This window comes from Kribbella sp. NPDC050820 (genome assembly GCF_040653975.1).
In the GTDB taxonomy this organism is placed as follows: Bacteria; Actinomycetota; Actinomycetes; order Propionibacteriales; family Kribbellaceae; genus Kribbella.
In genome coordinates, this window is the sequence record NZ_JBFAHB010000013.1 from 117,042 (window position 1) to 136,129 (window position 19,088).

Below are 19,088 nucleotides of genomic sequence, written 5' to 3' on the forward strand. Positions count from 1 at the left end.
GCTCCTTCACTGGCGTACCTCCAATCGGGGACCGGCGAGCAGCACCGGCTCCAGCTGTCCGCGCTCGGCCGGGGTGGCGGGCCGCGGCTGATTGCGCTCGACCACGTACCGCAGGTCGGCGTCCGGCTGGTCCGGCGCGTTCACGAAGGAGACGAACCGGGCCAGCTTGTCGGGGTCGTTCAGGGTGGCGCGCCACTCGTCGACGTACGAGTCCACGTGCCGAGCCATCGCGGCGTCCAGGTCGCCGGCGATCCCGAGGCTGTCGTTCAGTACGACGTCCTTGACGTGCTCGAGACCGCCTTCGATCTCACTGATCCAGACCGAGGTCCGCTGCAGCCGGTCGCCGGTGCGGATGTAGTACATGAGGAACCGGTCGATCGCCTGGAACAGCTCGTCGTCGCTCAGGTCGGAAGCGAGCAGCTCGGCGTGCCGCGGGGTCATGCCGCCGTTGCCGCCGACGTACAGGTTCCAGCCCTTCTCGGTCGCGATCACGCCGACGTCCTTGCCGCGCGCCTCGGCGCACTCACGGGCGCAGCCGGAGACACCGAGCTTGAGCTTGTGCGGCGACCGCAGCCCGCGGTACCGCAGCTCCAGCGCGATCGCCATCCCGACCGAGTCCTGGACGCCGTACCGGCACCAGGTCGAGCCGACGCACGACTTCACCGTGCGCAGCGCCTTGCCGTACGCGTGCCCGGACTCGAAGCCCGCGTCGACCAGCCGCTTCCAGATCGCCGGCAGCTGCTCGATCCGGGCGCCGAACAGGTCGACCCGCTGGCCGCCGGTGATCTTGGTGTAGAGGCCGAAGTCGCGGGCCACCTCGCCGATCGTGATCAGGCCCTCCGGGGTGATCTCGCCGCCCGGGACCCGCGGGACGACCGAGTACGTGCCGTCCTTCTGCATGTTGGCCATCACGTGGTCGTTGGTGTCCTGCAGCGTCGCCCGCTCGCCTTCGAGCACGTGCCCCGCGGGGTCCAGGCTGGCCAGGATCGACGCGACCACCGGCTTGCAGATGTCGCAGCCGCGCCCGGTGCCGTGCCGCTCGACGATCTCGCTGAACGTGCGCAGCTCGGTGATCCGGACCACGTCGAACAGCTCGGCGCGGGACAGCGCGAAGTGCTCGCACAGCGCCTTGCTGACCTCGACACCGGCCTTGGCCAGCTCGGTGTTCATCAGGTTCTTCACGATCGGCAGGCACGATCCGCACGACGTGCCGGCCTTGGTCTTGCCGCACACCGACTTGATGTCGCTGCAGCCCTCGTCGCGTACGGCGCAGCGGATGGTGCCGGCCGAGACGTTGTTGCAGGAGCAGACCGGCGCGTCGTCGGGCAGCTCGAGCTTGACCGGCCCGGCGCCCTCGGGCAGCAGGAACGCCGCCGGGTCGGCGCCGAGCTCACGGCCGACCATCGGCCGGAGCCCGGAGTACGCCGATGCGTCGCCGACGAGGATGCCACCGAGCAAGGTCCGCGCGTCGTCGGACAAGACCAGCTTCTTGTAGACACCGGCGATCGGGTCGGCGTAGACGATGTCGAGCGCGCCTTCCGACGTACCGAACGCGTCGCCGAAGCTGGCCACGTCGACACCGAGCAGCTTCAGCTTCGTCGAGGTGTCCGCACCTGGGAACGTCGCCTCGCCGCCGAGCAGCCGGTCGGCCACGATCTCCGCCATCGTGTAACCGGGAGCGACCAGACCCCAGACCCGACCCTCGATGCAGGCGACCTCACCGATCGCCCAGACACCGGGCACCGAAGTCCGGCAGGCCTCGTCGACGATCACACCGCCGCGCTCACCGACGGCCAGGCCGGCCTCGCGGGCCAGCTCGTCACGCGGCCGGACACCGGTCGCGAACACCACCACGTCGGCCGGCAGATCGGGGCCGTCGGCGAGTGCCATCGCACGAGCCGCGCCCTGCGAGGTGAGCTTGACCCGGGTGCACTGCGTCGACACCATCACGTCGACGTCGAGTCCTTCGATCAGCCGGGCCAGCGCGGCGCCGCCGCCTTCGTCCACCTGCAGCGGCATCAGCCGCGGCGCGAACTCGACCACCTTGGTCGCCGCACCGAGGGCTCGGAGCGCACCAGCTGCCTCGAGTCCGAGCAGACCACCGCCGACCACGACGCCGTGGACGTCCTTGCCCTCGCTCTTCAGCCGCTCGACATACACCCGGAGCGCGGCCACGTCGTCGATGGTGCGGTAGACGAAGCAGCCCTGCGCGTCGTTGTTCTTCACCGGCGGCACGAAGGCCGACGAGCCTGTCGCCAGGACCAGTTCGTCGTACTCGATCTTCTCGCCGCGCGCGGTCGTCACGGTCTTGGCCGTGCTGTCGAACGACGTGACCTGAACGCCCTTGCGCAGTGTCACCGCCGGGTCGTCCCAGAGCTCCGGGTCACCCAGCGACAGGTCGTGCGGGTCGCGGCCGGAGAAGTAGCTGGTCAGCGCGACCCGGTCGTACGGCAGCCGCGGCTCCTCCGCCAGCACCGTGATCCGCCATTGGATCTCCGGGTCGCGGGACCGCAGCGCCTCGACCAACCGGTGAGCGACCATTCCTCCGCCCACCACCACTACGTGCCGGGCCTTGTTCAGCTCTGTCATCGTCGCCCTCCTGGTTGGTACTGGTTCGGTCTCGCCGCGGCGGAAGCGGTCGAGCAGATCGCCGACGGCGCCGGTGCAACTGCCGCACCCGGTCGTCGCCCGCGTCTTCGCGGCGATGCCGGCGACGCTGTCGGCACCTCCACGCCAAGCCGCCTCGATCGCGGCCCTGGTGACCCCGTTGCACCTGCAGACGGTGGCCACCTTCTTCTTCGGTACGTCGGGAGCCGCCAGCAGCCCCTCGGCCGCGACGGGTGTGCCCCGGTCGGCCAGCAGCACGAGCTCGGCGGCCACCTCGGGGGCGCCGACCGCGACGGCCGAGCGGACGATGCCGTCCCGCAGTACGGCGCGCACGTACCGCTCACCGTCCTCGAGCCGAACCACCTCCCCGTCATCCTCCTTGTCGCCGAGGACAAGCAGATCGAGGCCGCCCGCAGTCAGCCGAACCACCTCGAAGTCGGGTACGTCGAACTCCTCGCCGGACAGGTGCTGCGCGAGCGCCTCGGCCTGGGCCCACGCGGACGCGACCGTCCCGGTGACCCGACCGTCGATTTCGGCGCAGTCGCCGATCGCGTGCACTCGAGTGTCGTCCGGGCTCGTGAACGTGCGGTCGACGACGATGCCTGTCCGGACCGTCAGCCCGGTGGCGAGGTTGGCGCGCGGCTGCACTCCACAGGCGACGACCAGCAAGTCGCCGAATACCTGCCGACCGCCACGCAATCGCAGCGCCCGGAACCGCTCGTCGCGCAGGTCCGTGCCTTCGAGGGTCGTGTTGAGCAGCACCTCGACGCCGAGCTCACGCACCGCCCGGGTGACCCGCCGACCGGCAGTGAGCCGAATCGTCTTGTCCAGCAGGGTTTCCCCGTCATGCACGAGCGTCACCGCGACGCCGCGTTCACGCAGTGCGCAGGCCGTCTCGACGCCGAGCACGCCGCCGCCGAGCACGACGGCACGCCGTACGCGCGACGCCTGCTCCACAATCGCCCGTGCGTCGGCCGCGGACCGAAGCGTGTGCACTCCGGCCGCGTCCGGAATCCCCTTTGGAACAACGGGAGTTGCACCGGTCGCGAACACGAGCCGGTCGTAGGCCCACTCACGACCATCGGTGTCCGTGACCACTTGCCGCGAGCGGTCGACCCGGGCCGCGGTCGACACCAATTCCGAACCGATCACCGGCTCGGCTGCGCGACCGGCGACGTACTCGGTCAGCCGGCCGCGGTTGTAGGACCCCTCGTCGCCGAGGACGGTCACGTCGTACGACGGAAGCAGGCCAGCCAGCCGTCGGCCGGCCATACCGCCTCCGATGATCACCATTCGTTCGTTCATGCCGGAACTCCAGTCGCCGGGAGGCTGGCGGCTGTGACTTCGACGGCACAGGCCTTGAACTCGGGCATCCGGGACACCGGGTCGAGCGCGTCGTTGGTGAGCTCGTTGACCGCGCCGGCGCCGCCGTAGTGGAACGGCACGAAGACCGTGTCCGGACGGACGTCGGTGGTCACCCGGGCCAGGAGGACCATGGCGCCGCGGGTGGTGCGCAGCTGGACCGGGCGCCCATCGGAAACACCCAACTGCGCCGCCACCCGCGGGTGGATCTCGGCGAACACCTCCGGCTCGGCTTCGGCCAACTCCGGCACCCGCCGCGTCTGCGCGCCGCTCTGGTAGTGCTGCAGCAGCCGCCCGGTGACCAGGTACATCGGCGCCGCGGCGTTCAGGTCGTCCGCGACCGGGCGGTGGTCGACCGGTACGACGTGCGCGCGGCCGTCCGGCGTGCTGAAGGAGTCCGCGAACAGCCGCGGCGTACCCGGGTGGCCTTCGGCAGGCACCGGCCAGAACAGCGCCTCGCCGGCGTCGATGCGGTCCCAGGTGATGCCGGAGTAGTCCGCCTTGCCACCCTTGCTGGCGAGCCGCAGCTCCTCGAAGATCTCCGCCGGATCGGTCGAGAACGGAATGCTGTCCAGGCGCTCGGCGAGACCGGCGAAGATCGCCAGATCACTGCGAACCTCACCGGGCGGGGTGATGGCGGCACGACGGCGGATCACTCGGCCCTCGAGCGAGGTCATCGTGCCTTCCTCCTCGGCCCACTGCGTGACCGGGAAGACGACATCCGCGAGCAGTGCGGTCTCCGACGGCACGACATCCGCCACGACCAGCAGGTCGAGAGCGGCCAACCGCTCACGCACGGAGGAGAGTCGCGGTGCCGACACGAGCAGGTTGCTGCCGTGCACCAGCAGCGCCTTCGGGCCATCCGTCGTACCGAGTGAGTTGATCAGTTCGACCGCGCTCTTGCCCGGGCCAGGCAGGCTGTCCGGGTCCACGCCCCAGACCGACGCGACGTGAGCGCGGGCGGCGGGGTCGGCGATGCTGCGGTAGCCGGGCAACTGGTCGGCCTTCTGGCCGTGCTCGCGACCGCCCTGGCCGTTGCCCTGACCGGTGATGCAGCCGTAGCCGCTGCCCAGCCGGCCGGGCAGTCCCAGCGCCAGCGCGAGGTTGATGCAGGCCGTGACCGTGTCAGTGCCCTTGCTGTGCTGCTCTGCACCGCGCCCGGTCAGGATGAACGCTCCAGCACCTCCGTGCACGGGTGCCGCAGCCGCAAGTGCTCGCGCTGCCCGCCGGATCGTCGTGGCCGGCACACCGGTCACGCGTTCCGCCCGCTCGGGCCACCAGGAGGCGGTCGAGCGGAACAGCGCGTCCGGGTCGTCGGTGCGCTCGGTCAGGTACGCCGTGTCGGCCAGCCCCTCCTGCAGTACGACGTGAGTCAGCGCGAGCACTAGCGCCAGGTCGGTCCCGGGGGTCGCCTGGAGGTGGATGCCGGCGCCGTCCTCGGTCAGCGAGGCTGTCGCCGTACGGCGCGGGTCGACGACCAGAAGCCCACCCGAGCCGCGGACACCCTCGAGGTGCGAGACCGCGGGAGGCATCGTCTCGGCGATGTTGCTGCCGACCAGCAGGACGGCGCCGGCACCGGCCACATCGGCCAGCGGGAACGGCAGCCCACGGTCGATCCCGAAGGCGCGGTTCGTCGCGGCCGCCGCGGACGACATGCAGAACCGGCCGTTGTAGTCCACGTTCGCGGTCTTCAGCGCCACTCGGGCGAACTTGCCCAGCGCGTACGCCTTCTCGTTGGTCAGTCCCCCGCCGCCGAAGACCGCGACGGCGTCGTTGCCGTGTGCGGCCTGCAGCGAACGGATCCGGTCGGCGACGAAGTCGAGCGCCTCGTCCCAGCTGACCGGAACCAGGTCGCCGGCCGCGTCCCGCACCAGCGGAGTGGTGAGCCGGTCGGGCACGGTCAGCACCTCGGCCGCCGTCCAGCCCTTGCGGCACAACCCACCCTTGTTGGTCGGGAAGGCGCGTGGCTGCACCTCCACTGCACCCGGCCGAGCGGCCGGGTGCAGGGAGGTGGCGCACTGCAATGCGCAGTACGGACAGTGGGTGGGGACTGCCGTCACACGCGCTCCCGGCTGAGCGGGCCACCCTTGCGGAGGTAGCAGAAGTACGTCACGGCCAGGCAGACCAGGTAGAAGGCGCAGAAGACGTACAGCGCCGGGATCAGCGAGCCGTAGCTGCTCGTCGACATCGCGAATCCGCGCGGGACCAGGAAGCCGCCGTACGCGCCGACCGCGGAGGCGATCCCGATGCAGGCCGCCGCCTCCCGCTTGGCCCGGCCCGGGTCGTCCGGCGTGGTCAGCCGGAACACCGCGGGGATCATCCGGTACGTCGACCCGTTGCCGGCGCCGCTGGCGACGAACAGGACCAGGAAGCTGATCAGGAACGCCGGGAAGCTGCCCGCGTTCAGCGACACGATCGCCGACAGGATGCCCGCGCCCATCACCACGAACGCGCAGACCGTCACCCAGGCGCCGCCGAGCTTGTCGGACAGCTTGCCGCCGAACGGCCGCGCGATCGAGCCGACCAGGGCACCGAGGAAGACGATGTTGGACACCGTGATCTCGGGGAAGGTGGTCTTGATCAGCAGCGGGAAGGCCGCCCCGAAGCCGATGAACGAGCCGAAGGTGCCGATGTAGAGGAACGAGATGATCCAGGTGTGCGGCCGCTTCGCCGCCGCGATCGAGGTGAAGAACGAGGAGGTCGCGACGGACAGGTTGGACATCACCTTCCAGGCCAGGAAGGCAGCCAGCAGGACCAGCGGGATCCACAGCAGGCCGGCCCGGTTCAGCGACAGGCCGGCGCCGAGCACGATCACCACCGGCACCACCAGCTGGACCACGGCCACGCCCAGGTTGCCGCCGGCCGCGTTGATGCCGAGCGCGAAACCCTTCTCCTTCTCCGGGTAGAAGAAGGAGATGTTCGTCATACTGCTGGCGAAGTTGCCGCCGCCGACACCCGCGGTGGCCGCGACCAGCGCCATCAGCCAGAACGGCGTGTCCGGCTGGGTCATGAAGTAGGCCAGCCCGGTGGTCGGGATCAGCAGCAGCAGCGCGGACACGATGGTCCAGTTCCGGCCGCCGAACCGCGGCACCGCGAACGTGTACGGCAGCCGCAGCGTCGCGCCGACCAGGCTCGGCAACGCGACCAGCCAGAACAGCTGGTTGGTGGAGTAGCCGAATCCGGCCCTCGGCATCGAGACGACGACGATGCTCCACAGCTGCCAGACGGCGAAGCCGAGGAACTCGGCGAAGATGGACGGCCAGAGGTTGCGCCGCGCGACCGCACGTCCCTTCTCGGCCCAGAACGTGGCGTCCTCCGGGTCCCAGACATCGATCCAGCGCCCGCGCCTGGGCGCCTCGACTGTCCCCACTGCACCGCTGCCATCGCGGGTGGCGACGGCCTCAGGTCGTGCCTCGAGCGTCATGGCAAGTCTCCGATCATCCGACCTCACTGATTAGGCCAGGACGCTATGACCGGGGTGTTTCCGAGTAGTCATCTTGTTGTTACGCCGCCGAAACGGCTCCCGCACACCCATCGGCGGGCAGTGAGAGGACAACTGGCGCGGCTGGGTACTGTGCCCCTACCGACGCTGAGGGGACAACGTTGAAACAGACTGAGCAGACCACCGAAGAGGCAGGTCTGGAGACTGGGGACGGCGGCCAGGGCGGGCGCAGCGGCGGACGCACGGGTGGCCGCTGGGCGTGGCGCGCGGCGATCGCCGCCGTACTGATCGGGTGGCTCGTGCTGGCCTCGCTGGGCGGTCCGACGGTCGGGAAGCTGAGCGAAGTCCAGGAGAACGACAACGCCAATTTCCTCCCGAAACAAGCCGAATCCACGTTGGTCGCCAACGAGTCCGCGAAGTTCGTCGACTCCAACGCGCTGCCGTACTTCGTGCTGATCGTGCGGGACTCCGGGATCACGCCCGCGGACCTCGCGAAGGCCAACGAGTTCCTCGCCAAGGTGCCGACGCTGGACCTCGGCAACGGGTCGACGATCGGTGACTACCTCGTCGCGCCGGCCAAGACGGTGATCCCGTCGGAGGACAAGAAGGCCCTGCTGATCACCGTCGAGCTCGACGGCGACCGCGTCGACGACGTGGTGCACGAGGGCGAGACGGTGCTGTACGCCGCCGCCGAGGCGATGCGGGCCGAGATCAAGCAAGACCTCACACCCACTGGCCTGAACGTCTATGTGACCGGCCCGGGCGGCGTGTTCGCGGACTTCGTCGTCGCCTTCGGCGGGATCGACGGGATCCTGCTCGGCGTCGCGCTCGCGGTGGTGTTCGTCATCCTGCTGATCGTCTACCGCAGCCCGATCCTGCCGATCGCCGTACTGCTCACCGCCGTCTTCGGCCTCGCGCTGGCCGCGCTGGTCGTGTACCCGCTGGCGAAGAACGGCGTCATCGAACTGAACGGGCAGAGCCAGGGCATCCTGTTCATCCTCGTCGTCGGCGCCGCGACCGACTACTCGCTGCTACTCGTCTCCCGTTACAAAGAGGAGTTGCACGACTACACCAGCAAGTACGACGCGATGCGGATCGCGTGGCGGGCGTCGATCGAGCCGATCGCGGCCAGCGCGGCGACGGTCATCCTCGGTCTGCTCTGCCTGCTGCTCTCCCAGCTCGGCAGCACCAAGGGCCTCGGCCCGGTCGGCGCGATCGGGATCGCCGGCGCGCTGATCGCCTCGATGAGCTTCCTGCCGGCCATCCTGCTCGCGTTCGGCCGCCGGATCTTCTGGCCGTCCATCCCGCGCGTCGACCACGTGCACGCCCGCGACCAGGTCGGCGGCCGTCGGCTGTGGGGACGGGTGTCCGGTCTGGTCGGCCGCAGCCCCCGCAAGGTCTGGGCGATCAGCGCGCTCGCGCTGCTGGCGTGCGCGGCGTTCCTGCCGACGTTCAAGGCGAGCGGGATCTCGCAGGAGGACCTGTTCCTCGACAAGGTCGAGTCGGTCACCGGGCAGGAGGAGCTGGCCAAGCACTTCGACGCCGGAGCCGGTACGCCGGTCCAGATCCTGACTCCGGTCGGGCAGGCCGACCAGGTGGTCCAGACCGCGTCGCAGGTCGAAGGCGTCGGTACGGCGTCCGCGTCGGCGGCTCCCGGCGTACCGCCGAAGGTTGTCGACGGCAAGGTTCTGGTCCAGGCGACGCTGGAGGTCGCGGCCGACTCCCCCGAGGCCACCAAGGTGGTCGAACACCTGCGGACCGAGCTGGACAAGGTCTCGCCGGACATCCTGGTCGGCGGGAACACGGCGATCAACCTGGACGTGCTGGATGCGAGTGAGCGCGATCTGCGGGTGATCATCCCGGCGATCCTGGCGGTGATCTTCGTCGTACTGATGCTGTTGCTGCGCTCGATCGTGGCGGCGGTCCTGCTGGTGGTCGCGAACGTGATCTCGTTCGGCGCCACGGTCGGGGTGAGCGCGCTGATGTTCAACCACGTCTTCGGCTTCCCGGGCGCCGACCCGAGCATCCCGCTCTACGCGTTCGTCTTCCTGGTTGCCTTGGGCATCGACTACTCGATCTTCCTGATGACTCGCGTCCGGGAGGAGTCCCAGGAACAGGGCACCAGACCCGGCATCCTGATCGGCCTGGCCGTCACCGGCGGCGTCATCACCTCCGCCGGCGTCGTCCTGGCCGCCACCTTCTCCGCCCTGGCCGTCCTCCCCATCCTCTTCCTGGTCCAAATAGCCTTCATGGTCGCCTTCGGCGTCCTCCTCGACACCACCGTCGTCCGCTCCCTCCTCGTCCCCGCCCTGTCCTACGACATAGGCAAAAAGATCTGGTGGCCCAGCAAACTCGCACGGGAAGACGCGTCAGAGAAGAACTAAACAGCAGCCATCCCTGGTGGTTCCGTTGTCTGCTTGTCCCCGTCCTGTGGGGGCGGACCGCCAGGCCATCACAATTGCCCGCCGGGCCCGTGCGCGAGCGCGGCACCGGGGTGAACGGCCGATTGTGGTGGCCTGGCGGTTCGGATCTCCCGAGCTGGCAGTGGCGTAAGGCGGGCTGGCTCGGCTCCACTCGCCGCTTTGCTTTGTACCTTTGGGGGATGGAGATGTTTGTGGGGACGGTTGTGGTGAATGACGGGGGTGGGGCCTGGGTGGAGGTGCCTGGGGAGGTGATCGCCGCGCTCGGGGGTGGGGGGCGGATTCCGGTGCGGGCCTCGTTTGATGGGGTGGCGTATCGGGGGTCGATCGCGTCCATGGGTGGGTGCATGGTGATCGGGATGCTGAAGGGGATCCGGACTCAGCTGGGGAAGGGCGACGGTGATTCGGTCACCGTGACGCTCGAGCGGGACACCGCTGAGCGGACGGTCGACGTACCGGAGGATCTGGCGGCGGCGCTCGAGGAGGCTGGGCTTCGAAAGAGTTTCGATGCCCTCAGCTACAGCCATCGGCGCGAGCATGTGAACGCGATCAACGAGGCCAAGAAGCCCGAGACCCGCGCCCGGCGGATCGCCAAGGCGGTGGAGGTGCTCAAGTCTCCTTAAAGGCGCACTGTGTCGGGTCGCCCGTGTCGACAGTATTCGTTATGGTCCGGACATAGTGCGCGGGGGTCGAGGAAGTGAGGACCACGATGGCAGACACGACATCGACTGAGCACGGCAGATTCGCTCTGCCGACGCGGAACCTGCCCGCACCGCAGGTTCGCGACCTACCCGAACCACCCACCAACACCTGGAAGATCATCGGCCCCGGCATGGTCGGCGCCGGCGTCGGCCTGGCGTCCGGCGAGTTCATCCTGTGGCCGTACATCGCCAGCCAGGTCGGCCTGGTGTTCCTCTGGGGCGCCGTGGTCGGCGTGATCGTCCAGTGGTTCCTGAACATGGAGATCGAGCGGTACACGCTGGCCACTGGTGAGACAGCGTTGACCGGCTTCAACCGGTACTGGAAGCACTGGGGCCTGTTCTTCGCGATCATGACGTACTTCGCGAACATGTGGCCCGGCTGGGCGACCAGTTCGGCGTCGATGCTGACCTACCTGTTCGGGGCCGGGGACCCGCGCTGGATCGCGATCGGCATCCTGCTCGTGATCGGCCTGATCCTGACCTTCGCGCCGGTCGTCTACGTGATGCTCGAGCGGCTGATCTTCGTCAAGATCGCGGCCGTCGCGCTGCTGGTCGTGCTGGCGCTGGCCTTCGCCATCCGGGGCAAGACCTACAGCGCGCTCGGCGACGCGGTCACCAACCCGCAGTTCCCGGCCGACCAGCTCGGGTTCGCGCTCATCATGGGTGCGATCGCGTACGCCGGCGCCGGCGGCGGGCAGAACCTGGTGCAGAGCAACTGGATCCGGGACAAGGGCTTCGGCATGGGTGTGCACGTGCCGCGGCTGACCTCGCCGATCACCGGTGAGAAAGAGGCGGACCCGACCGCCAACGGCTACACCTTCACCATCGACGACGCGAACATGTCCCGCTGGCGGCGCTGGTGGAAGTTCGCCAACGTCGAGCAGGGCCTGACCTTCGTGGCGATCACGATCCTCACCATCGTGTTCACCTCGATGCTCGCGCACGCGACCCTGTTCGGGAACCCGGACGTCAAGAACAACATCAGCTTCCTGAAGATCGAGGGCACCACGCTGCAGACGCTGGTCGGCGACTGGTTCGGCTACCTGTTCTGGGCGATCGGCGCGTTCTCGCTGTTCGCGGCCGCGACCGGCATCGTCGACTACACGTCCCGGCTGACCGCGGACATGGTCAAGTCGCGCTACCTGCGGACGTCGAAGGTCAGCGAGTCCAAGCTGTACTTCTTCCTGGTCTGGGGACTCGTTGCCTTCGGCATCCTCGTACTGCTGGCCGGCCTGACCCAGCCGCTGGTGCTGCTGGTCATCTCGGCGTGTACCGCGGGCACGATGATGTTCTTCTACTCCGGCCTGCTGTGGTGGATGAACTCGCGGGCCCTGCCCAAGGCGATCCGGATCACGAAGCTCCGCACCGCGGTGCTCGCGTTCTCGTTCCTCGCCTTCGGGTTCCTGGCCGTCTTCACCGTCATCGACCAGGTCAAGAAGAACTTCTGACCCAACCCCGGGTACGGCGCCCCACGACGCCGTACCCGGGTCCGTCAGGTCTACGGCCGTACGGCGACGCCGCCCCAGCGCGGGGCGTAGGAGGGGACGGTCGAGAGGCAGTCGGCGATCGACGGCTTCTCGGCAGCCCAGCTCCAGAGCCAGGCGATCCGGTCGACCTGACCGTCCTTGAGCGAGAACGACACCGGCTTGCCGACCTGAGCGGGATCATCCGACCTGGTCACCACGCCGGTGGTGACCGCGACGGGGCCACCGGTCTGCAGGCAGGTGAGCCGGCCTTCGAGGTTCGCCTTGCCCCGCTCGGTGAAGCGGAAGCTGCCCTGGACCTGGGTCGGGTCACCCCCAGCCGGCACCCGCGCGGCGAGCTCGAAGCGCAGCGCGCTGCCGGACGGGCTCGGACCACCGAGTACGGCGGCGATCGTCGTACCGTCGCCCGTCTGCACGTCCACCGCCGGACCGTTGCCCTGAGCACCGTGATGGCGTGCTCCCCCGTCGACCCGGAAGCCGCCTTCGGTCAGGGCGAAGTACGGCGCGGTGCCCTGGAGCGGGCTCACCGGGGCACCGAAGAAGCCCCACGCCCAGCCGATCCGGTCGTGGTCGCCGCCGTCGTACACCGTCATCGCGACCGGCTTGCCGACGAACTCCCGGTCGACATCGGGATGCTCCGCCGCGTCGATCACGCCGGTCACGATCGCCACCTCGTCGACGGCCTTCAGGCTGGTGATCCGGCCGCTGAACTCGGCCAGCAGCCGGCCGTCCGGCTTGCGGTGGACGACGTGGAAGGTCCCGGACGGATGCAGCGGATCGTCGGCCTGGCCGTCGATCTCGAACCACACCGGATCGCCTTCCATCCCCGGCCATTCCGGTCCCAGCTGACCACCCGCCGCACCGGAGACCCGCATCACCGGGTCCTGGCCGGCGGCGGCCGGCGATGCCAGGACGCCGACGGCCGCCAGCAGGGCCAGTGCTCCGGCAGGAACCAGTCGACGGACGAACTTCGGGCTGAGCACGTGAACTCCTTCGGATCCGGCCCGCCCGGTGCGGGCCACCCGAAGCACGCTGTCACTCACACCCTGTCGACGTGATCCATCTGCAGGACCAACGACCTCCCTCGCAGGAGGGAACCGTCAGCGCAGCGGGCCGTACGGGCCGGGGGCGCCGTTGACGGTGGTGAACACCGAGTAGACCGACGTGGTCGCGGTCAGAAAGAGGCGGTTGCGCTTCGGGCCGCCCCAGACCAGGTTGGAGACCGTCTCCGGCACCAGGAGCTTGCCGAGCAGGGTGCCGTCCGGGTGGTACACGTGCACGCCGTCGGCGGCCGAGGCCCAGATCCGGCCCTCGGTGTCGAGCCGGATGCCGTCGAAGATCCCGTTGCCGCACTCCGCGAACAGCTCGCCGCCGGACAGCTTGTCGCCGTCCACGGTGAACACCCGCAGCGTGCCCTCCTCGGAGTCGGCGATGTAGAGCAACGACTCGTCCGGTGAGAAGGCCAGCCCGTTCGGCCGGTTGAAGTCGTCGGCGACCCGGGTCAGCACGCCGTCCGGCGAGACCCGGTAGACATGGCAGCCGCCGGTCTCGATCTCGCCCTTGTACCCCTCGTAGTCGCTGTCGATCCCGTACGCCGGGTCGGTGAACCAGACGGACCCGTCGCGCTTGACCACCACGTCGTTCGGGCTGTTCAGCCGCTTCCCGTCGTACTCGGAGGCCAGCACGGTGACGGCGCCGTGGTGCTCCGTCCGGGTGACCCGGCGGTTGCCGTGCTCGCAGCTGACCAGGCGCCCCTCGGTGTCGAGCGTGTGCCCGTTCGTGTTGCCGGCCGGGTGCCGGAAGACCGAGACCTGGTACGACGTCTCGTCCCAGCGCAGGATGCGGTCGTTCGGGATGTCGCTCCAGAGCAGGTAGCGGCCGGCCGGCGAGTACACCGGGCCCTCCACCCACCGCCCGCCGGTCCACAGCCGTTCCAGCAGCCGGTCGCCGCGGATCCCGGCGAACCGGTCGTCCAGCTTCTCCCAGACGGCCGGCGCAGTACCGGCCAGCGGCTCGAGAATGCCCGTCATCGTCACTCCTCAGAAGGTCGGCTACCCCGGAAAGCCTATTCCGTTTCGGTACGGCGTGGGCCGGAAGACCGCTCGGTGGACCTCCCGGTGCGGAACGATGTGAGCGGCGCCGGACGGGGGCGCGTGCCTTCCCCAACTGAGTCAACACAGTGGAGAAATCCCTTTGAAGCTCGACACCGTCCGCGAGGACAAGGCGATCCTGAACGTGACCAGCCGGCTCGCCGACTCCTTCGCCGACATCCACACTTCCGAAGACGTCGAGGCCGCCGTGCGGGCGGCCCGTGAACAGTTCGCCGACGACCCGGTCCGCGAGTACGTGCCGATCCTGGTCGAACGCATCGTCCGTACCCAACTCTCGCCGGCCCCCGATCCCGTCGTACCCGACACGCCTACCGAGCCGCCGACGCCCGCTGGGCCGTCGGCGCCCGCTGGGCCGTCGGCGCCCGCTGACGGCGAGCGGCGCGTGCCCCGGATCGGTGTGGCGCTCCCGGCGGCGGTCGCCGGCGTGCTCGTGGTCGCCACCATCGCCACCGTCGTGATCATCCGGAACGGCGACGACGTCCAGGCGTCCGGGATCACCACGGTCTCCGGCGTGATCGGCTCCGAGAAGCGCGCGTTCTTCGAGGACCCCGACGTCCGAGCCGCGCTGGCCAAGCACAGTCTCGCCGTACAGATCGACACGGCCGGCTCCCGCGAGATCGCGACCAAGATCGACCTGGCCAAGTACGACTTCGCGTTTCCGTCCAGCACGGTCGCGGCCGACCGGATCCAGCAGGGCTCCGCCGATCGCCCCGGTGTCGACGGCAAGCAGTACGCCGTGTTCTCGTCGCCGATGGCGATCGCGACGTACCGTCCGATCGCCAACCTGCTGTCCGCGACCGGCATCGCGAAGCAGGTGAACGGCGTCTGGTACTTCGACATGCGCCGCTACATGGACCTCGCCAAGGCCGGCTGGCGGTGGGACGACATTCGCGGCAACACGACGTACCCGGTGCGCAAGCGGCTCCTGGTCACCACGACCGACCCGCGGACCTCCAACTCGGCGGCGATGTTCCTGTCGATCGCGAGCTACGTGGCCAACGGCCAGACAGTGGTGCAGGGGACGGCGGAGGAGCGGAAGGTGCTCCCGTACGTCACGCCGCTGTTCGTCAACCAGGGCTACACCGACAACTCCAGCGAGGGCCCGTTCGACGACTACCTGGCGCTCGGGATGGGCAAGACGCCGCTGGTGTGCATCTACGAGGCGCAGTTCGTGGACGCCGCCGTCCGCGGGAAGCTAAAGAGCGACATGGTGCTGATGTACCCGTCGCCGACGGTGCAGTCCAGGCACACCATGCTGTCGCTCAAGCCGAACGGCGACAAGCTCGGTCAGCTCCTGTCGACGGACCCGGAGCTCCAGCAGCTCGCCGCACAGCACGGGTTCCGGACTGCTGACCCGGACCAGTTCGCCAAGGTCGTCAGCGCCGGCAAGGTGCCGGTGGCCGAGCAGGTGGTCGACGTGGCCGACCTGCCGACGTACGACACCCTCGAGCGACTGCTCGACAGCGTCTCCAAGGCCTACCGCTGATCAGGCCCCACTGGCGGTGAGCAGCCACGACCACACTGACGTGGTCGCGGTGATGAAGAGGCGGTTGCCCTTGGGGCCGCCGAAGCACAGGTTGGACACGATGTCCGGCAGCAGCAGCTTGCCGATCAGAGTGCCGTCCGGGTCGAAGCAGTGCACGCCTTCGTGCGTCGCCGCCCACACCCGGCCGGCGCTGTCCAGCCTGATGCCGTCGAACATGCCGGCCGTGCAGGGCGCGAACACCTCACCGCCGCGCAGCTTGTCCCCGTCCACGTCGAACCGGCGAATGTGCTTGGCCGGTGTGTCCACGACGTACAGCTGGGTCTCGTCGCGTGAGAAGGCCAGTCCGTTAGGACGAGTGAAGTCGTCCGCGACCACGGTCAGGACGCCGTCCGGCGCGATCCGGTAGACGTGGCAGCCGTCGATCTCCTGCTCGGCCGCGTGCCCCTCGTAGTTCGAGGTGATCCCGTACGGCGGGTCGGTGAACCAGACCGAATCGTCGCTCTTCACGACCACGTCGTTCGGGCTGTTCAGCCGGTTGCCGTCGCAGTGTGAGGCGAGCACCGTACGGCGTCCGTCGTACTCGGTCCTGAAGACCTGGCGGTCGCCCTGCGAGCAGCTGACCAGACGGCCCTGGCGGTCGATGGTGTTGCCGTTGATGTAGCCAGACGGTTCACGGAAGACGGACACCTGGCCGGAGACTTCGTCCCAGCGGAGCATCCGGTCGTTCGGGATGTCGCTGAAGACCAGGCAGCGCCAGGCCGGTGAGTACGCCGGTCCTTCGAGCCAGCGACCGCCGTCGTACAGGCACTCGACGTACTCGTCTCCGGCGATCTTGCGGAACCGGTCGTCGAGGACGACGAGCTCGGCCCGGATCCGATGCGGTGGCGGAGACAGCGTGATAGTCATTGGACTCCTTCGTCGAATCTCATCCTGTTATTGTTGTAGTTCATAGGATGAGGTTTGGCAAAGGGTGATAATGACCATAGACGATACCGATCGGCAGCTCCTGGAGCTCTTGCAGGAGGACGCCACCCAGTCGTACGCCGCGCTCGGGCAGGCGGTCGGGTTGTCCGCGGGGGCTGCGCACGAGCGGGTCCGGAAGCTGAAGGCGGCCGGCGTGATCCGGCGGACCACGATCGAGGTCGATCCGGCCGCGCTCGGCCGTGGGGTCCTCTCCTACGTCCTGCTCGATGCGGACGCCTGGATGGGCGACGAGCCGACGCTACGCGCGCTGCGGGACATCCCGGCGGTCGAGGAGGCGCACATCATCGCCGGTCCGGCGTCGGTGCTGGTCAAGGTCCGGACGGCGACCACCGAGGACCTCCAGGCGACCCTGCGCGCCCTGCACCAGGTGGACGGCGTGACGAGCACCCGGACGGTCGTCGTACTGGAATCCTTCTTCGAGCGATCGCTTACGGTGTGAGCAACGCCCTGTCTCCCCGAAGGGGTGGTTCACCCTAGACTCGGGCTGGCCGAAGGGAGTCAGCTGTGTCCGACAGCAAGCAGATCACCAAGGTGCTGGTCGCGAACCGGGGCGAGATCGCCGTCCGGGTCGTCCGCGCCGCCGCCGACGCAGGGCTGGGCAGCGTCGCCGTGTACGCCGAGCAGGACCGCGACGCGCTGTTCGTCCGGCTCGCCGACGAGGCGTACTCGCTGGACGGCGCGACACCGGCCGACTCCTACCTGAACATCGCCAAGATCCTCGACGTCGCGGCCCGCTCGGGCGCTGACGCCGTCCACCCCGGCTACGGCTTCCTGGCCGAGAACGCGTCCTTCGCCCAGGCCGTCCTCGACGCAGGCCTGATCTGGATCGGGCCGCCGCCGTCGGCCATCGACGCGCTGGGCGACAAGGTCAAGGCCCGGCACATCGCCGACAAGGTCGGCGCCCCACAGGTCCCCGGCACGCCGAACCCGGTCGCCGACGCTTCCGAGGTGGTCGCGTTCGCGCAGGAGCACGGGCTGCCGATCGCGATCAAGGCGGCCTACGGCGGTGGCGGCCGCGGCATGAAGGTCGCGCGGACGCTGGAGGAAGTGCCGGAGCTCTACGAGTCCGCCGTACGCGAAGCAGTCAGCGCCTTCGGACGCGGCGAGTGCTTCGTCGAGCGATACCTGGACAAGCCGCGACACGTCGAGACGCAGTGCCTGGCCGATGCCCACGGCAACGTCGTGGTCGTGTCCACGCGGGACTGCTCGCTGCAGCGCCGGTACCAGAAGCTGGTCGAGGAGGCGCCCGCTCCGTTCCTGTCCGCCGATCAACTCGAGACGCTGTACTCCGCGTCCAAGGCGATCCTGCGCGAGGCCGGGTACGTCGGGGCCGGGACGTGCGAGTTCCTGGTTGGGCAGGACGGGCTGATCTCGTTCCTCGAGGTGAACACCCGGCTGCAGGTCGAGCACCCGGTCTCCGAGGAGGTCACCGGCCTGGACCTGGTCCGGGAGATGTTCCGGATCGCCCAGGGCGAGGAGCTCGGGTACGACGACCCCGTCGTGTCGGGACACTCGATCGAGTTCCGGATCAACGCCGAGGACGCGGGGCGTGGGTTCCTGCCTGCACCGGGGACGTTGACGCGGTGGCACGCGCCGTCCGGGCCGGGGATCCGGCTGGACGGTGGGTACGACCAGGGCGAGACCGTGCCGGGTGCCTTCGACTCGCTGGTGGCGAAGCTGATCGTGACCGGTCGGGACCGGACGCAGGCGCTGGAGCGGTCGCGGCGGGCGTTGCGTGAGTTCGTGGTGGAGGGGATGCCTACGGTCATTCCGTTCCACGCTGCGGTGGTGTCGGATCCGGCGTTCGTCGGTGACGACGGGTTCAAGGTGCACACGCGGTGGATCGAGACCGAGTACGACAACCAGGTCCCGCCGTACGACGGCCCGGTTGCGGAAACAGTCGAGCCGGCGGAACGCGAGAAGGTCACGGTCGAGGTCGGCGGCAAGCGCCTCGAGGTCGTGCTTCCGGCCGGTCTTGGTGCATCCGTGGTTGCCGGCGGGGGCGGCTCGGCTGGCGCTGGCGTCGGTGCGAAGAAGAAGCCGACGCGACGGGCCGGTGGGTCGGGCAAGGGCTCTGCTGCCTCCGGTGATTCGCTTACCTCCCCGATGCAGGGCACCATCGTCAAGATCGCCGTCGAGGAAGGCGCAGTGGTTGCCGAGGGCGACCTCATCGTCGTCCTGGAGGCGATGAAGATGGAACAACCCCTCAACGCCCACAAGTCCGGCACCATCACAGCCCTGACCGCCGAAGTAGGCGCCACCGTCACCGCCGGCGCCATCCTCTGCGAAATCAAAGACTGACCACCGCCCAAAGGACACCGCTCCGCGGCGGCATTCCCAATGCCGCCTTCGGCGGGGTGCGCGCAGTGGTCTCACGCGCACCCCAATCGGCGCCAACAACTGCCCACCCGCAGCAGCCCTAAACGGACACCGCTGCGCGGCGGCTGTCTGCCGCCGCCTCCGGTGGGCGCGCGCGCTGTGTCACGTAGGT

Annotated in this window: 12 protein-coding genes; 6 read left to right on the forward strand and 6 right to left on the reverse strand. The window is 69.1% G+C overall.

The genetic code is table 11. The features are described from left to right. Positions 1 to 6 precede the first annotated feature (6 nt). The 3 genes from nirB to AB0H36_RS14855 are packed head-to-tail and all read right to left on the reverse strand — an operon-like array spanning position 7 to position 7,393. Positions 7 to 3,912: a nitrite reductase large subunit NirB gene (gene nirB / locus AB0H36_RS14845; RefSeq protein WP_360521991.1), complete on the reverse strand. Its 3,906-nt coding sequence runs from the start codon at positions 3,910 to 3,912 to the stop codon at positions 7 to 9. Next, complete coding sequence (locus tag AB0H36_RS14850) at positions 3,909 to 6,029, reverse strand: molybdopterin oxidoreductase family protein (protein ID WP_360521994.1); 2,121 nt, start codon at positions 6,027 to 6,029, stop codon at positions 3,909 to 3,911. Before AB0H36_RS14850 ends, nirB begins: the two co-directional genes overlap by 4 nt. Next, a complete protein-coding gene (locus AB0H36_RS14855; protein ID WP_360521997.1) occupies positions 6,026 to 7,393 on the reverse strand; it encodes an MFS transporter in 1,368 nt (455 codons plus the stop codon). The genes AB0H36_RS14850 and AB0H36_RS14855 overlap by 4 nt, the downstream gene beginning before the upstream one ends. A 179-nt stretch (positions 7,394 to 7,572) precedes the next feature. Between AB0H36_RS14855 and AB0H36_RS14860 the strand changes: the two genes are divergently transcribed. The 3 genes from AB0H36_RS14860 to AB0H36_RS14870 all read left to right on the forward strand — a co-directional run bounded on the left by AB0H36_RS14860 (position 7,573) and on the right by AB0H36_RS14870 (position 11,980). Beyond that, a complete protein-coding gene (locus AB0H36_RS14860; protein WP_360522000.1) occupies positions 7,573 to 9,795 on the forward strand; it encodes an MMPL family transporter in 2,223 nt (740 codons plus the stop codon). Between the two features lie 218 nt (positions 9,796 to 10,013). After that, entirely contained in the window at positions 10,014 to 10,454 is a 441-nt protein-coding gene (locus AB0H36_RS14865; protein WP_360522003.1) for a YdeI/OmpD-associated family protein, read from the forward strand. An 86-nt stretch (positions 10,455 to 10,540) separates the two neighbouring features. Further along, the gene (locus AB0H36_RS14870) at positions 10,541 to 11,980 is read left to right on the forward strand and encodes an Nramp family divalent metal transporter (protein WP_360522006.1); all 1,440 of its coding nucleotides are present in this window, start codon (positions 10,541 to 10,543) and stop codon (positions 11,978 to 11,980) included. A 50-nt stretch (positions 11,981 to 12,030) separates the two neighbouring features. Here AB0H36_RS14870 and AB0H36_RS14875 read toward each other — a convergent pair whose 3' ends face one another. Both AB0H36_RS14875 and AB0H36_RS14880 read right to left on the reverse strand, forming a co-directional pair. Beyond that, positions 12,031 to 12,999 carry a hypothetical protein gene (locus AB0H36_RS14875; RefSeq protein ID WP_360522009.1) on the reverse strand — a complete coding sequence of 323 codons (969 nt, stop codon included), beginning with the start codon at positions 12,997 to 12,999 and terminating at the stop codon, positions 12,031 to 12,033. Between the two features lie 117 nt (positions 13,000 to 13,116). Next, entirely contained in the window at positions 13,117 to 14,046 is a 930-nt protein-coding gene (locus tag AB0H36_RS14880; protein ID WP_360522012.1) for an SMP-30/gluconolactonase/LRE family protein, read from the reverse strand. Between the two features lie 163 nt (positions 14,047 to 14,209). Between AB0H36_RS14880 and AB0H36_RS14885 the strand changes: the two genes are divergently transcribed. After that, a complete protein-coding gene (locus AB0H36_RS14885; protein ID WP_360522015.1) occupies positions 14,210 to 15,613 on the forward strand; it encodes a three-helix bundle dimerization domain-containing protein in 1,404 nt (467 codons plus the stop codon). On the opposite strand, the gene AB0H36_RS14890 is transcribed toward AB0H36_RS14885, so the two are convergent. After that, the gene (locus AB0H36_RS14890; protein WP_360522018.1) at positions 15,614 to 16,519 is read right to left on the reverse strand and encodes an SMP-30/gluconolactonase/LRE family protein; all 906 of its coding nucleotides are present in this window, start codon (positions 16,517 to 16,519) and stop codon (positions 15,614 to 15,616) included. Between the two features lie 70 nt (positions 16,520 to 16,589). Here AB0H36_RS14890 and AB0H36_RS14895 point away from each other — a divergent pair, with 70 nt between their 5' ends. Next, on the forward strand, positions 16,590 to 17,036 hold the full coding sequence (locus AB0H36_RS14895) for an Lrp/AsnC family transcriptional regulator (RefSeq protein WP_360522021.1): 447 nt from the start codon (positions 16,590 to 16,592) through the stop codon (positions 17,034 to 17,036). 65 nt (positions 17,037 to 17,101) lie between these two features. After that, positions 17,102 to 18,898 (forward strand): biotin carboxylase N-terminal domain-containing protein, encoded by a 1,797-nt coding sequence (locus tag AB0H36_RS14900; RefSeq protein WP_360522024.1) that lies wholly within the window; start codon positions 17,102 to 17,104, stop codon positions 18,896 to 18,898. The last annotated feature ends 190 nt before the right edge of the window (positions 18,899 to 19,088 follow it).

Bases quoted from the DNA above. Each gene is read 5' to 3' on its own strand.
- nirB (WP_360521991.1), bottom strand. From the start codon at position 3,912: ATGAACGAACGAATGGTGATCATCGGAGGCGGTATGGCCGGCCGACGG.
- AB0H36_RS14855 (WP_360521997.1), bottom strand. From the start codon at position 7,393: ATGACGCTCGAGGCACGACCTGAGGCCGTCGCCACCCGCGATGGCAGC.
- AB0H36_RS14865 (WP_360522003.1), top strand. From the start codon at position 10,014: ATGGAGATGTTTGTGGGGACGGTTGTGGTGAATGACGGGGGTGGGGCC.
- AB0H36_RS14870 (WP_360522006.1), top strand. From the start codon at position 10,541: ATGGCAGACACGACATCGACTGAGCACGGCAGATTCGCTCTGCCGACG.
- AB0H36_RS14880 (WP_360522012.1), bottom strand. From the start codon at position 14,046: ATGACGGGCATTCTCGAGCCGCTGGCCGGTACTGCGCCGGCCGTCTGG.
- AB0H36_RS14890 (WP_360522018.1), bottom strand. From the start codon at position 16,519: ATGACTATCACGCTGTCTCCGCCACCGCATCGGATCCGGGCCGAGCTC.
- AB0H36_RS14895 (WP_360522021.1), top strand. From the start codon at position 16,590: ATGACCATAGACGATACCGATCGGCAGCTCCTGGAGCTCTTGCAGGAG.